Origin of the sequence: Xanthomonas euroxanthea (assembly GCF_903989455.1) — a bacterium.
Classification (GTDB): domain Bacteria; phylum Pseudomonadota; class Gammaproteobacteria; order Xanthomonadales; family Xanthomonadaceae; genus Xanthomonas; species Xanthomonas euroxanthea.
In genome coordinates, this window is the sequence record NZ_LR861803.1 from 4,554,464 (window position 1) to 4,569,822 (window position 15,359).

General features: G+C 57.9%; 8 protein-coding genes. 6 read left to right on the forward strand and 2 right to left on the reverse strand.

Annotated features, from left to right (window positions below):
* Positions 1-272 precede the first annotated feature (272 nt).
* Complete coding sequence (gene avs3b / locus H7A86_RS19075) at positions 273-1,025, reverse strand: AVAST type 3 anti-phage protein Avs3b (RefSeq protein ID WP_147421327.1); 753 nt, start codon at positions 1,023-1,025, stop codon at positions 273-275.
* The gene (avs3a, locus tag H7A86_RS19080; RefSeq protein WP_119131591.1) at positions 907-7,179 is read right to left on the reverse strand and encodes an AVAST type 3 anti-phage nuclease/ATPase Avs3a; all 6,273 of its coding nucleotides are present in this window, start codon (positions 7,177-7,179) and stop codon (positions 907-909) included. The genes avs3b and avs3a overlap by 119 nt, the downstream gene beginning before the upstream one ends.
* Positions 7,180-7,739: 560 nt before the next feature.
* On the opposite strand from avs3a, the gene H7A86_RS19085 reads away from it, so the two are divergent.
* From H7A86_RS19085 to H7A86_RS19110, 6 genes are all read left to right on the forward strand, one after another.
* Positions 7,740-8,012, forward strand: coding sequence for a hypothetical protein (locus tag H7A86_RS19085; protein ID WP_126943003.1), 273 nt, complete (start codon positions 7,740-7,742; stop codon positions 8,010-8,012).
* A gap of 209 nt (positions 8,013-8,221) precedes the next feature.
* Positions 8,222-9,082 (forward strand): TnsA endonuclease N-terminal domain-containing protein, encoded by an 861-nt coding sequence (locus tag H7A86_RS19090; protein WP_147421326.1) that lies wholly within the window; start codon positions 8,222-8,224, stop codon positions 9,080-9,082.
* Between the two features lie 56 nt (positions 9,083-9,138).
* A complete protein-coding gene (locus H7A86_RS19095; RefSeq protein WP_180707951.1) occupies positions 9,139-10,632 on the forward strand; it encodes a DDE-type integrase/transposase/recombinase in 1,494 nt (497 codons plus the stop codon).
* Positions 10,633-10,709: 77 nt separating this feature from the next.
* Positions 10,710-12,221: a hypothetical protein gene (locus H7A86_RS19100; RefSeq protein WP_147421325.1), complete on the forward strand. Its 1,512-nt coding sequence runs from the start codon at positions 10,710-10,712 to the stop codon at positions 12,219-12,221.
* Between the two features lie 149 nt (positions 12,222-12,370).
* Positions 12,371-13,543 (forward strand): hypothetical protein, encoded by a 1,173-nt coding sequence (locus H7A86_RS19105; RefSeq protein WP_119131588.1) that lies wholly within the window; start codon positions 12,371-12,373, stop codon positions 13,541-13,543.
* 611 nt (positions 13,544-14,154) lie between these two features.
* On the forward strand, positions 14,155-14,841 hold the full coding sequence (locus H7A86_RS19110) for a YozE family protein (protein ID WP_119131587.1): 687 nt from the start codon (positions 14,155-14,157) through the stop codon (positions 14,839-14,841).
* The last annotated feature ends 518 nt before the right edge of the window (positions 14,842-15,359 follow it).

The following is a 15,359-nucleotide window of genomic DNA, read 5'->3' on the forward strand; positions in this document are numbered from 1 at the left end:
GCGTTCCTGCTCAACTTGGTAATCCTTGTCGTATAAGGCCGGCAATGGGGAGTGGCCCAGATCCATACCGCCAAGGCTGCTTTAGCGGCTACGGATTTGCAAGCCAGCTTCCTGGATTGAAGTGCACCTACTGCTGGCGATTGGGCAGGTTTGCGGCACGTCCGCTTCGGCCAATAGCGGCCGTTGTCGTTGTCATTGTCAGCTTTGGATAGTTCGAGATAGGCGCCAACGACCCAAATGGGGCGGTGTTCGCACGGTAGCTAGACGTTGGGCTACTCACGCTCCTCGACGAGCACGTGACTAACGCTTTTAGCAGCCGCCAACGACTCCACAAGGCTCGTCTTGAGTGCTTGAGTCGCAACAGCAAAGTGTTCGAGCTGCGCGATGCGCTTCTCCAATTGCTCGATACGATAATTTTCGAGCTCTGCCTCCTCCCGTCCTGCCCTCACGATCCTAATACGAAGTTCGGTGAGAGGGTCTTCTTCGTCCAGGTGTTGGGCCAGCTCCAACCACTCGGCGCTGTCTCGCCCCGCCGCATGCGCGGCTTGTGTAAGGACATAGTGGATGAGGTTGCGAGCCGCACCATCTATCCCTAAGGCGGTCGTCAGAAGCTCCTCGACTTCACTGTCCCCGTTAGTCGCACGTGCATCAAGGGCGCGCCAGAGATCGTTGCGATAATGCGGTCCACCCTCCGGATGCAGGGAGTCGATGACCTCGATCACCCGGTCAATGGACTCGAAAGCCGATAGCTTTGCGGTGAAAGCCCTTGCCTGTGCCCACAGCTCCAGGATAGCGCGCGCACACAGCTGCTGAACCTCATCACGCTCGGGCAGATCGGCGTGCTCAGCGCGTACCATCAGCTCAGCCGTGTAATGCGCCATCCATCGCGCGAGCGTGTCGGTCGATTCAGCGAGCTTTAGTTCGACGACGAGCTTTTCGCCGAGGGCGAACGTCGCGGCCGACAATGTAGGGTGCTCTCGCTTTTTCGATAGTAATGATGCTCGTCGAGCGTTCTTCTTCAACATCTTCACTCCTGCTTTCGTAGTTGAAGGGGACCACTTGGCGATGGCAGGTGACTTCAAGGATCAACGTTTGCTCCTGCCGACCCAGGATCTTCTGCAGGAACTGTGTGTCGACCAGGAGGCGTCCCCCACTTGGAGTGCGCCCACGCTCATCGTCGGCGCTTTCTCTCCACCGCTCGACCCAGGCCACGCACGTACCGTCATCTTGGTGCCACTTACCAGAGGCTTCGTTCAGGAAAATTCCGAGTTCAGCCGCCACGGGCCCGGCGAGATCCGGAAAGCGTCGGGCCAATCCGCCGGTCCACGGATCATCTGAATCAGCGCCGGACTCGGCGCCTGACTCCGTCACCCACCCTTCCAAAACGAAGTCGCCGTGATGGATCTCATGAGTGTCCTGGAATTCGGGCAGTGCGTAGTCGTAAGGGTTCCGGGTCGTCGCCAAGGCCCGGGACAGTGCGCCAGCGCGGGCCCGCGACGCGAATGCGCTGACCACGCGGAGGGTTTCGCTGTTGCGCCCCTCGTACTGCGTCCACCGGCCTGCAACAACCACCGCCCCGACTTGGGCCATGAGACGCGAAAGCGCGTAATTCTTTGCCGGAGGGGCGGGCCACGCGCCCTTTTTGTGTGCTGGGAACTCGATGGCATCCGCCGGAGGCATCTGCCTGCGGTCCGCCAGCCAGTCGCCCTTCGCATCGAGCGAAGCCTTGTCCTCTAGCCAATGGGAAAATGATCCCCATGAACTTTCAGGGTCCTCATGGAGCGGATGTGTCTTCAGTAGCTGTCCTGCAGTCTCCATCAGGGCGTGATAGGAAAGATAAAACGAAAGGTTGTCCTGTTCGCCCAGTTCGCTTTCGCGGCGCCTAGAGTGTTCCTTGAATTGGCCGCACAGAGCGCGCGCATCCCGATCGTAGTGGCCGTTTTCCTGGAGCCCCCAGTCCTCGCGAATGACCCGGCATGCCTCGACCTCGATCTCTCTGGGGCTTATGGCAAAGCACCGTGCCAACGACTCCATCCAGCTGCTCGAGAAGTCGTAGCCGAAGGTGAACTCGCATACGACGTCCGAACGGGGCGGACTGCGGTGTGACCGGGTGTGATAGGCGGAAAACTGGGTCGGAAGCGTGGACGCATTGATCCGAACTAACGCATCTCGGGCCACAGGAGTCACAGGAACGTGGCCCCTATCGGCTAACGCCAACAGGGCGCGAGCTGCTATGCCGCGCCACATAACATGACGATTCTGCCGCAATGCGAAAGACTCAAGCCAAGCGGCATGGCGCGAGACAACATCCCCGCTTTCGCGCGAAGCGCGGTCGAGAGCGGTCAGCAACCACTGGATCGCATGCATTCGATAGAAGTGGAAGCTTGCGTCTGTAAACGCTGACGCATCGCCGCCTGTCGAGAGCTCGAGGATATCCGCGAGGAGCGCATCGCGACCCAAGAAGCATAGCGCCCGGACCGCGTGCGCCGCCTGCCACCGGCGCCCCGATTCAACTGCCCCGAGAGCGGCCCAGATATAGCCTGCGATGCTCTGGCGACAGCCCCCGGTAGGCGCCAAGCGTGGGCTCCACGGCCCATCACCTTGCTCGCAGCCGAGTGTCTCCTCAAGATGCTCAAGGCCATAGCTCAGCGCGGATCGCGCTTCAACAGGATTCAAGAATTGAGCAAGGACAGCGACGAGCTGGAAAAAATCGCGCGACGTAGTCGGCAGGCTTGTCTCGGCGATCGCCTCCAGCGCACACCGCAACAGCTCTTGGCGCGAAACCCCTGTCTTCTCAAAAACAAGCTCGTAGGACAAGGATTGGTAATGACGGTTGACCTCGAGCGAAGTGGCATGGTCGCGGGCCATGCGCCGAACGAACGACGCCAATGCCTGTCGCGACGCAAGTCCATCCATCCAAGTTGCAGGGATCTGTTCGAGAAGCCCACGGACGGCATAGGGACTCCAATCGTCAACCGCCTCGAGGCTCTCGACGAACGCGCGTTCCCTGCCCACCTGCACGCGACCTATGGCTTCGCCGATCCATTCCTCGCGCCATCGCCCGAAACGGCGCTCAGGCATTCGCGCTTGGCTTTCGAGGAGGCCCGACGCGCTGGCGAGATCGATACCTGCAAATACTGCGTCCCAGTCCGGACTGGACTCGCGCCCGCTCGTCACAGATGACTGGTATGAGTCAGGATCCGATTCAGACCGTTCGGCGCGCTCTTCCAGTTCGCGAAAAGGCTGGGCATTCAGACCCCGTGCCTGGACCACATTGGCTACCTCTTTTAGAAACCGTCTGGAACTCGTTGAGAAGCGCAGGAATCGGTAGAACTGCGCTAGCAGCTTGTCTTTCTCAGGGCGGCTTCCGGCCGCATCGAGCGCGGCCGTGACCAGGCCCGGCCAATCCCAGTAGCCTTCGAAACAGACGAGGGCTGCCGCATCCCGACCATCCAGGTCACCACGCTTGCACAGGACGTCGACGAGCTGAGGGAAAAACCGCTCTGGCTCGCCGAATCTACGATCGCGCCACCGGCTCATGATTGCCGGCGCTGTGCTCGGCGACAGCGTGGCGATCGCCTCGATTGTGTGCTCCCAATCGAAGTGCTTGTCGCGATCGACGTACGATCGTGTTAGCTCGGCCGCACGGGCGAATCGATACGCTAGGCGCGGGTCATCGGCCCTATCTGCGGCGCAGACATCGCTCAGATACAAGAGGGCATGCCATCGCTCCAAGTTCTCCTGCCCGATCTTGCTGGCGACACGAACGGCCTCATTGAAATACTGCAGGGCCTCATCCTCTCTGGCCCCCAGCACGGCACGCGCTAGGAGGACGAAGCTGTCGGCCATGGATTCAGCGAGCTCCGAGTCCTCTCCGATCCTACCCCGAGCCTTGTGGGCAAAGGAAAGGACGATATGTGCGGGGCCGCCCGTCAATGCCGCCCGGCGTGCGAGGTCTGCCAGGATCGGAATGAAAAGTGGAATCCGTAGGCCCTCCTGCCATTGTAATAGGCGTGCCCAGAGCGTCTCATCTCCTCCAAGCAAAACAATGCATTCGGACCATAGCCGAGCGACCTCGTCCGCCGTTGCTGACCAGTCCTGGTAGATGTCGCGTCGATGGCGGGTCCATTGCTCCAGCGCCGCCAATAATGCGGTCTCAAATTCGCCTTTCAACATTGCGCCGGAACGGACCTTCACGCTCAGTTCGTGCCACGGCAATAACACCTTGAGGTTCTCAAATCCCCGGCCGCTGAAGCGATTATCGCTCGTCGGTTTTTTGCGCGACTTGCGCTTTGCGCCATAGATGAATTCGAGCGTCAGCGGCTTACCCAAAAGCGCTGCCAGCAACGCATACGTTCGCAGGAATGCAAGCCGATCGTCGTGGAGATTTTCCGATTCGAGAGTGCGAGACGCGCCTTTAGGCAAGTACCGACGCAAGAGGCCGGCGAGTGCACGCTTTGACGCCAAACGGTAGTGCCGCGCGGTATCGATAATCGACGCAACCGTACCAAGTCGCGTGCTCTCGCCTAGCCAGTCGCCCGGCGCATCGAGCTTGACTCGTGAATGCAAGAGTAGGCGCACAGTGCGTGCAGCGGCGGCTTTCGGCACATGCCGCTCGACTGTCCTGAGTTCGTCGGTTATCGCGAGAACCAGCCCGATATCATTGCCGGCTGCCAGAGCTAGGGCATCGGCATCCGCCCATCGCGCTCCGTCGACCAGGCGCTTTACGAGCAACCGCCCCACGCGATAAGAGAGCTCGCGCGGCTGCCATCGCCGCAACTGGGCGGCGCACTGGGTAGGGCCATGGACATTCAGCTCCGCCCATTCCAGCTCAAGGATATCGTTGTCCTTGACCGAGGTTCGGTGATGACTCTCCTTCCGGTTCCGCAGCCAATGGCCGAGCCAGTCATAAGCAAAGCGCAGCTGGGCACGTGCTTCACCCTCCAGGCCTTTTTGTCCTGAAAGTAGCGCTGCCTCATAGGCATGCTCAGAGCCAGTCCAGCTACCGCCGACAATCTGACGCCTGGATACCTGCTCCAGGAGTTGGTCCCGGTCCAGAAACCGCGATGCAAGATCCACATTTCCGCTCAGAAGCGTCTGTTGTCGGGCATCGGCCGCCACCCTCCCACCGGCCTTCAATGCAAGCTTGACGGCATCGGCGTAACGGCGCGCTCGAAGCGCGGCGAGTGTCGCAAACTCCAGCCGCTGCAACTCGACGTCACGCCGGGCGATCTCGTCCTTCTCAGGCAGTGCGTCGTCGTCCAGTGCGAGTCGAACCAGCTCATCGAAGCGATCCGTGCTCAACATCAACGCGGGAAGCGCCGACGCGGCATAGCGGCTTTCCCGCGCGAGCGGCTTCAGGCGGCGGACGAATGCCTCGAGTTCCTCGTGGCCCGGTTTGAAGTGCTCTTGGAACCATGTCTCCGTCGGCTCGTCCCTGAACTGGACGGAGTCGTCACGAAGCAACAGCGGGCGGCCGAGGTCATGGACGAAACTCCGGACCAACCCCTCGTCAACGCCCGCTGTTAACGCGATAATTCCGACGGGCACGAACGGACGCAGCGTAGCGAGCGCCGCGCAGATACGGTCGATCTGAAGCCGTTCGACCGCTGCTGCGACATGCCGGACCTGCCCTACGGCATGCTCCAGTAGGTCGCCAATGGTGTCGTCGACCGTGCGAGGCGATGGGCCTAAGCTGCGCAGGACCGTCGCCAAAGACGCTGCCGAGTCCAGGTCTAGCGCTGTGCGCTGCACGCGTGGATTGCGCGATGTCAGGCGATGGAATTCCCGAACGTCCACCTCTCGCACGTCCGGAAAACGGGTCCTGAGAAAATCCCCAGTCTCCTTCTCGGTAAACCCATCGAGCACAAAGCGGACCACGTCTGGTGGCGGCTGGAGCTTATCGACCCGATGAGGGCGCGAGGTGAGCACCAGCCGAACATTATCGGGAAAGGACTCTGTGAGCAGCAGACGCGGGAAGCTGGGCGGATGGTGGAACTCTTCGGCTGCCATCTCCGCATTGTCCGCCGCGTCTAAAATCAGAACGAGGTACGCATCAGTGGCCTGACTCCGCAAAGCGGCGCTGGCTTGGGCGACCCGCGCCAGAAACGCATGCACATAAGCAGCGTCGTCCGCTTTAGGTGTGGGGATCAGAGGGTGGCACAGGCCCTTAACAGCCATTTCGTTGGCTAGCTGGACCAATCCGTCCTTCGCGCGGTGTCTCAGGCCGGTGGCGCTTCGGTACCCGCCATTGCCGAAGCAGTCATAGACGAAGGCGATGCCTGGTAGCGCGTCCCCGATCTGGGTGGCGACGACGGATTTGCCATAGCCGCCGTCGGCCGACACGATCATCGATGTCGGCGACTCAATAATCGCCTTGACCAGATCCGACATCTGGGCGCGAGGCACGACGACCGGAGGCGACTCGATGACGTTCGTCGCCGGAAACAGGTCATCTAGGCGGACGCCGATGGTGTCCAAGACATCCTCACGGCGGATCTCGTGATTGGACTTGAATTCAGACGTGGCCTTGCGTGCGACAAGCTCGCGTAGCGCGATCGCAGCATCCTTGTCGTTATCCGGGAGGTAGGCCCGTAGATCACGGTTGAGTAACGCACGCTGCTCGAGAAATCCCTCGACGCGCGTGATAGGCAGGAACAGGGAGGCAAACGCCTGGAGGTCAGCAGACGGCAACCCGGTCACACGGCAGATATAGTGGGCGTCGCGCCCCTGAGTGCCCTGCCTCAGCTCCGCTAGCGCTTGATACACACGAGGTGAGAGTGGGCGGTTGGTTTCGAACTCGAAAGTAAACCGCGCACAGACCTGTTTGATACCGAATTGTACGACCAACGCAGTAAAGCGGTCAGCGAAGTCCTTGAGCGTCTTTCGCAGGCCGCTCGCTGTCCACTCCTTGTCGGCGTGAAGTGTCGAATGCTTGAGCTGGCGATAGCGTACGAGCCGTGCCGTGGGCAGACTGTCACTGCCGTAGTAGAGGGCGAGGTCGATGGACTCGATGCCCGCGTTGACGGAGTCCTGCTTTGAAATGCCTTCAACAGACACGACCTTGAGGTCGGAGGAGGCTTCGAGAAGCTCCAGGCAAAGGCGGGACGCGCGTGAGTAATGAAACTGGTCGCCGTCTCGGCTGGGGCCAACATCAAAAATATCAGTCTGCCGTGACATCAACTCGTATGTCCCACGTCACAATGACGATCCGCGCCAAAATCTAGTGCGCACGCAGAGGCAGTCCAACCGATCAGGCGGACGTGCGTTGGCCCCATAGCTAGCACGCCTCAGTTTTACCCGAAGGTGCACTCCCCCCGCCTATGTTTGGGGCCGCACCGTCAGAATTTACTTGATCAGCATCCTAATCCTCCGCGCACCGGGGTGTCCACGTTCGGTCAACAGGAGAGTATCACCGCTTCCAAGGCCTTCATTTATGTTCGCAGATGCAAGAAGCGCTCTTACAGATAGCCGTGATTGACGCCGGGGGGCATGTGCACGACAGAGATGCGGCACATCTCGCCTGAGATGCCGCACTTCGTTGGCATGTCTTTACTAGCAGAAATTGGCGGTAGAGCAGGTTGTATCTTCCTCTTTTACCAACCCTTCGACCACCACAATCTCATGCAGGAAATGCCGCCCTGTTTCCAAGTATTTGTGGCGAAATCAATAGCTTAGTTGACTTCCCAATCTCTGGGGCTTCATAGTCGCTTGAAAGATGCTTATGGGCATAAACCGGCATGCGTAGACCGTCTTCGGCCGATATCGAAGCGAAATTGCTCGAGGAATATGGGGTTCTGCTCAACTCAGCAGATGCAGCCCAGGTACTTCGCTATCCAAGCGCCAATGCCCTAACCAAGGCGCGCCGAAAAGGCACCCTAAAACTGCCCATGATGCGAATCGCCAATCGCCGCGGCTGGTGGACAACGCCGCAGGAACTTGCTCACTACCTTACTGCCTTGTCTGCTGGAAATCGCCCACATCGTGAGGAGGCGGCGCAGGAGCAAAGCTGATTAATTCTCAAGAAATTCGAGAGCTGAGGTACATGAGCCACACCCAACATGAGAGGTGAAATCAGATGAACTAGGCCAATTACGTGCGCGTACCACACAACTCCGGGCCCTGAAGGCAGACAGGCCCCAGTTCTCGCCAAAGAACTGAGGCCCAAAACGCAGTGAAGCTTACCCTGCTTGACTGCAAGACTGCATGAGGCGACCGCCCCATGTCAACACGCTTTGATCGCGTGGCGGGCGGCGTTTGCCCGGATCCCCTCAAACCAGATATCTCCCCTTTTATGGGGAGGTATTGGCTTCAGGACGATCCAATGCCAGCACCCAATCCGATCTCAAGCAATACACGCTGGGCAGATCTACCACGCTGCCCCAACAACGGTGTCCCCGGCTACCAGCTGTACATCGAACCCCCGGCTGTCGCGCAGATACGTGTCCGTCGCCTCGTGCATCGAGGCGCTCCGCGCCCGGTGTATAAGTTTTGGTCCATCAAGCTCAACCGCATCGTGCAATGCGAATCCCTACTAGAGGTCGAAGTAGGGCAACTTCTCGATGCTTCGCCTGGCGTTACCTACTTCGGTGAACAGCCTGTTGTTATCCACTATTTCGAATACGGACAATGGCAGCGGCATATCCCGGACTTCTGCATGCAAATGCAACGGTCCCGGGAGTTCATTGAGGTTAAATATACGCATACGGTTGACCAAGAGACCGAGCGTCGTACAAATACGCTAACACATCAGCTTGCACGCCACGGCTGGGGCTATCGGTTGCTCACCGAGTCCGAGGTCCACCGCGGACCTTGGTTGTCGAATGCGCAGGTACTACTACGCAGGGGACGCGAAGCAGTCAACACGCTTTGGTCGTTGCATGCGTATGAGCAGGTACGCCAACGGTGTCGCAATTTTCTTGGCGATTTCGGATGGACTAAGACTGAAAGCCAGGACGCAGTCTGGATAGCGAATGAGCTGATCCGAGGAACCCTTCTAGTCGATCGATCGAGCCCCCTCACCGCGCTAACCCCGGTAACGCTTCCAAGCCACGACCGGATGGGGAGAGCGCTCCCATGGTGAGTGGCTTTTTTCAGGTTGGTCAGCGATTCTTCCAAGAGGGCCAAGAGTATCGATTCATGCGCAAGGTAGAGCCTGCTCTGTGGACCTTCGAGAATATCTCCACTGGAAGCTGGCAAGAAAAAACGGTAGATCAGCTACTTTCATATTGGACAGAAGGTAAGCTCCACGTCGCCGGAATTTCTAATGACGGTGCTGCAACGGCCCGCGCGAGTGCGTATCAGGACGCAGCGATAGAGGCTTTTCGTCAATCCTATCCGTCGATCCTGTGGCAGCGAGCGCAAGCAAAACTTCTCTACGTGCGTCGCCTTCAACGCACTCCTCTTACAGAAGCAATTGCGAGGCCGCTGATAGAGGAAATCCATAATGACAAGAGGTTGTGGAAGCAAGGTCAGATCTTTCGTGGTCCTCCCCACTTCACGACCGTGGCGAAGTGGCGAAGAAGATACTTTGATGCAGGTGAAGACATTCGTGCCCTGTGTGATCGGTTCCATGAAAAGGGAAACGAGAAGTCTCGCTTCGGAAATGAGGTCGACGCTCTAGCCGACGACGTGCTCGATACAACGTATCTGCAACCAGAGCGCCCCTCAATCGCGAGCTGCTTAGAGATCTTGCGCGGACGCATCGCACGTCTTAATCAAATGCGATTGCCAAGTGAACGTCTGGCCAGACCTGGCTTCGCTTATCTCAAACACAAGATAGGCCGGCTGAATCCCTACGACGTCTGTGCAGCACGCTACGGAAAGCGACACGCTGAGATTAAATTCCGCTCTGCCGGCATGGGGCCGCGGGCAGGTGCTCCTCTGAAGCGGGCTGACATCGATCACTGCCGAATGGACGTGATGGTTGTCGATGACAACACCGGACTCCCGCTCGGGAGGCCGTGGCTAACCCTGGTGCTCGATGAGGCGACCCGTTATATCTTGGGTTTCAATATTGGCTTCGTAGAACCCAGCGTCGTCAGCGTCAGCCGGGCAGTGCGCTGTGCCCTCATGCCAAAGGCTCAGCTATTAGCTGATTGCCCTGATCTGACGAACGGCTGGGACGCTTGGGGTGTCATTGAAATCCTTGTCGCAGACAATGGGCTGGAGTTCCACGCTGGCACCCTTGACAATGCAATCGGTCGCTTCGGCATGGTTCTGCAGTTCTGCCCGCGTCGCAAGCCTTGGTTCAAAGGCAAAATCGAGCGGTTCTTCGGTACGCTCAACGTAGGCCTTATCAACTGGCTACCCGGGAAGACATTCTCGAACGTGGTTGACAAGTGCGATTATGACTCGGCTAAGCACGCGATAGTTGGCTTGTCTGCGCTGAAGCGCATCGTGCTGACTTGGATCGTCGACATCTATCATCAAAAAAAACACCGTGGGATCGGCATGAGCCCCGCAGGCGCGTGGCGTGAGCAAATCTCAGGACTCGACCGCTGGTTGCCGCCTTCATCGCTAGCTGTCGAGAGCGCCTTCAGTCGTAGCGATACCCGGCGACTAACCCACGTAGGAATTGAGTATTCCTTACCAAGCAGGGACACCATGACCAGGTCTGCCCGCCCGCTCTAGCACGTTTAGTCCAGGCCATAGAAGCCTCGCTCTATCGAAGGATTGATGTACGACCGTATCCGGCACAGATGCAACACTTGGCACATCTAACCCCGTATGCGCTTAGCCGCTTGATTGTCGTGTTATCGGAACAGTACACGCCGACAGGATCCGTATTACTTGAAGGTCGCAAGAGGGGCCGGAACGTCACGGCTGATCAGCTTGAAAAGGTGGCTGAACTATTGGACGACTGGCCTCGCGGCTTTCAACGATTTCTGGCCCTGCGGTATGGGAAGGAGGCGCTGGAAGACAAGGATGGTGCGGGATTTCGACAAGCATTCCATTGGGCGCTCAACACGTTATCCACCGCAGAGGCGTCCGCTGGCCCCATAGAATTCGGATTTTTAAGGGATCAGCTCTATCGCTTCGGTGAAAATTACCTTTCTCGCGAGCAACTTGTCAGAGGAGACCGTGTTCGTCGTCCGATCGCGACTTCTTGGGGCGCCCTCTTAGACGTCGCACTTGAGGCTAATGCCGATCCAAGGGCATTGGTCAAAGGAATGCGAGAAGACGACGCACTTTCTGTGCAGACAGACTACAGGCGGCTAAATCGCAATCTCATCGTTGATCCGCGGTGGCTTGAGAAATACAAGATTTCGCAATATGCCCCTATTCATGAACGAGATGCCGCCGACACGATAGGCATCTCTGCGTCACTGCTGAGTGCATTTCGAAAAGGTGGCATCTACGAATCCCACTTCTATGCGCGGAGCATCGGCGGATACTCTGAAGAGGACGTTGGTAGATTTGCCAAGATCCTGTCCGATCTCACAGCTCAGTACTCAATAGATGCGACGCCCGGCGGCATTACCTTAGACGGAATCAGTTTCAGAACTACCAAGAGCCTAGAGCTACGTACAGAGCTTATGGTCAAGCTTCAAATCCAGCATCCCGACGTTTGGAGCCGACAAAGGACGACGGTCGATGACCATGGCGAGGTGGAGGTGTGGGTTTATGGCCATAACCCGGCCATCGTGGGGAGGGCTTCAGTAGAGAACGATCCAAGACTACTGGTCCGCTATCCAAGCGGTGACATCGTGACTGCTCAATCAGCATCAGATATGGCGGCACTACTCATAGAAGATGGCTTCAAACAGCACGATGTCGCATTGGCACGACCTGGGGGCGACATCACCTCACCAGATCAGCACACGTCCCAAGCTTTTCTACGCGTCTGGGACGAAGAGTGGAAGCGTCTGGCGGCATTACAGGAACGCATTTCATCCGGATTTCCGGATTGGTTCGATGCGCGCAAGGTCTCGCGCTTGCTCCGCCTAGATGATCCAAGAAATATCACAAAGCTGGAAGCGCAGGGCAAGTTACTGGGTATCCTGCTCCCCGTCTGGGGCCAGCGCATATATCCAACGTTTCAGTTCGATGCTACAACTCTCAAGCCGCAGATTGCCGAGCTGCTATCGTATCTTCCTCGCGATCCCAACGGTTGGGCGCAGGCTATCTGGCTAATCTCGAGTAACAAGCAGCTTGGGGGATCAGCGCCGATCGATATGGCAGAAGATTTAGCCGCCCTCGTTCAGGCCACAAGCCCCTAAGCAATTGATGTGGGAATGATACCAATGGTTGCGTTTGGCGATCTATACTAGGCACGCAATGACCTGTTTATCGCGTCTAGTCCGTGGTCACTAGGAAGCGGGCGTCCGGAGGAGGCATGCTATTCCGCAAAGACTTATAGGGAGATTCCGTGGCTCACACATTTGGCGACATCGCCTGCATTAAAGCTCAACGCCTCCCGGATGATCTTCCTGCACTCACGCTTGAGAGAATGCGGGAAAACCAGGCAAAAGGCGTTGACACACAGCTGATTCCTGACACCAATGTCGTCATCGACATGATCGATGCTGTTGGACGAGACGACCCACTGCGCACACAGAGGGCGCGCGATCGGCTTGGACCCTTAATTGAATTTCTGCGCGAATGCAGCAAACAGGGATTGACCTACTACTTCAGTCCAAAGTTCGGTTTGGATGAAATGAAGAGAGGAGAAACAACAGAGGGAATCTCATTGCTGGACACGTTCGGCCGTCAATTTGGCCTGAACTGGGGCGATGCCCATCCAGAACATCCGATACCAGACGAGGTGGGTACCGTCGACGCGAACCGCAGCTTTTGTAAGCTAGGCATTGATCATCAGCTGCTCTTGTCCCTTCCCTTTGGTGCGCTACTACTTGCACTTGTGGTAGGCCGAGACCTTGCGTCCGCTACGCCACTGGCCAAGTTTCGACACTTCGTGCGCCTCTATCGCCGCATGATAGACATCGTCTCGATCCGGGAGATCACCATCGCCAGATTCATATTTGCTCCACCTGCCGCAGAGGTTAGCCCGATCAAAGCTGTTCAGGACAATATCGTCAGGAACTTCGCCCGCGATAGACGACGCGACGTGCATTGGCCCCAAACTTATGAGCAACTTGACCGAACCGCTCTGAACGGAGCATTCGACTTGCATCTGTTAAATGTGGCGATCACCAGCGATCACATCAGCGTTGATGAGCAGCCTTTGGATACTTGGATCCTCAGTGCTGACTCCAAGCTGGCTGCGCTGACCGATGCATTACACCACTCTTCCATGGGAACCGATGAGTCCGGCAAGTACTTCGTCACGCAGGATTATTGCGACTATGGCGACTACTGGCGCCAAACTCATCAGGATATGCAGAACGTGATTCAGCGCTTCCGTGCAGATCTAGAGCATTCCTTCATACACCAGCGCGCACGCGCATTTGGTGTGCTTGCACTGGCGGAGCAGGGCCTACGAGGTGATCGGCCAGTACAAGGTGTTCAACTTCGTCACGCAACATCACCGCGTAACGGCGAGGACCGACTTGGCGTGTTGGTGCAGCCACAGTTGGTTTGATGCAAGACTGCGGGAGTGTTTTAGCTAGCTGCGAGAACTGCTTGCCGATCTTGCTGAAGCACGTACTGAGGAGTTTCGCCATGGTGAGGAACCACTACCCACACTAGCCGGTGATTTGCTCTCGGCATGCAAGTAGAGTCACGCCCGCGCCTGATCCCTCAACAGCTCATCGAGACTAGCAATAGGCGGCCGTTGGGTTGGACTACCAAGTTGGGAAGCGGTGTGGCGTCTGGTTTTTACACCGTAGTTAGTGCAGCTATGGACTAACTACGGTGACGGAGTTTCCCCGGAACTATGGTGTCCACCAAGCCAGCTCTGGCGAGCCATGTTCAGAACTACAGTAGGGCTGCGATCGCTTCATTGGTAGACCATCCTATAAGCCACATACGCGCCTAAGTCTAAGTAAGTGCCACTTGGTCGCCGATGGACCCTTGGCCCAGGTTGGTGAACCGGTGTAAGCTGCCATCGGCCCATGCGCGGGCCCGCCCGTCCACAAGGCGAAGTCGAATCGACAGCGCGTGGCTTACACAAGACCCGCCTTGACCTCCAGAGGTCGCCGCTGGCTTGGTGTGTGGACGCATCGACCTTGCGGCGACCGCTGAGATTGAGTCATGGTCAATAGTCTTTTGCCGGCACAGATCATCCGCATCAAGCGTCAAGCCAAGAAGTTTGCCCGCGAGAATTCCCTAACGCACGCCGAGGCCCTTGACCGGGCGGCAGCAGAGCATGGGTTCGCCAACTGGTCGTTACTGGCAAAGGCACGCGGTGCACCTGGCGGTCAACCAAAGGTGACCGCTGAAGCACCGGTAGGGCGGGCAGCTACCCGTTACTACCTGCATGGCGACCAGGATGAGGAGGATCCATCCACCTATTACTGCGCACGATGCGATTCGTTCCGCCCTCCTGATCATTTCGAGAATGCCGCTCTGCATCGAGGGCAGTCCCATGAGATGCGGTACCTTGAATCGATTGAGCGCTGGAGCGAGCGCGGCGCGGTGTGGCGAAGCCGGTACCGCCGACCAGAAGGCGCCACCAATATGCTGGCGGCAAAGGCCGTGTCCCTCAACGCGGCCTACCAGCAATCCCGATCTGCGTTCCATCGCTGGCTACTGGCCCAGGTAGATCGTGATGACATGGTGTCGGATCTGGCAGTGGATGTTCGCGCTGACAAATCATTCCCCGTCAGCGCGAGCAGTCGGCAAGAGATTGAGAACTACTTGGCCAGGCACGGCAACCACGTGCTGGAAGCATTGGAGCGCGCCTGGCTGGAATTCTCGTCAGCACACGGCAAACGATGAACTCCCGAACTGCAGAGGTCGACCGGCGGTGGCGCTGGCGCAACGGCAATATCGGCTAGTTGTGCACAGACTATGCGCTCCGACGACACGACACCGACCACTGCACAAAGCGTTACAGATCAGACGCATAGCTGTGTGCTGCTACAACTATGCGTTGCATGGACACCACAGTCAGTGCATTGGGGTCCCCAAAATGTCCGCACTGTGGTGTCCAGGGGTCCCCACGATGCTGTTCGCCCCACGTGCGGGCACAATTTTAGGCGGCGGCAGCTTCCAATAGCGTCAGATTCTTTTCGGCATGTGTCAAATCACCCAGGGCGACACGGCCCCGCTAGGAGCTGTGTCCTGGCAAGCGGACCTGGACCCTTAGCGTAGGTGGAGGCGCGGCACGCAGACGACTTGAAGACCGAAGGTAGAAGCGTAAATGGGCGCATCTTCGCTAACACCACCTGATCGACCCAAGTCACTGATAATGCTGAAATTATGTTACCTCCTTGGTCGAGCTAGCGCCTTATGGG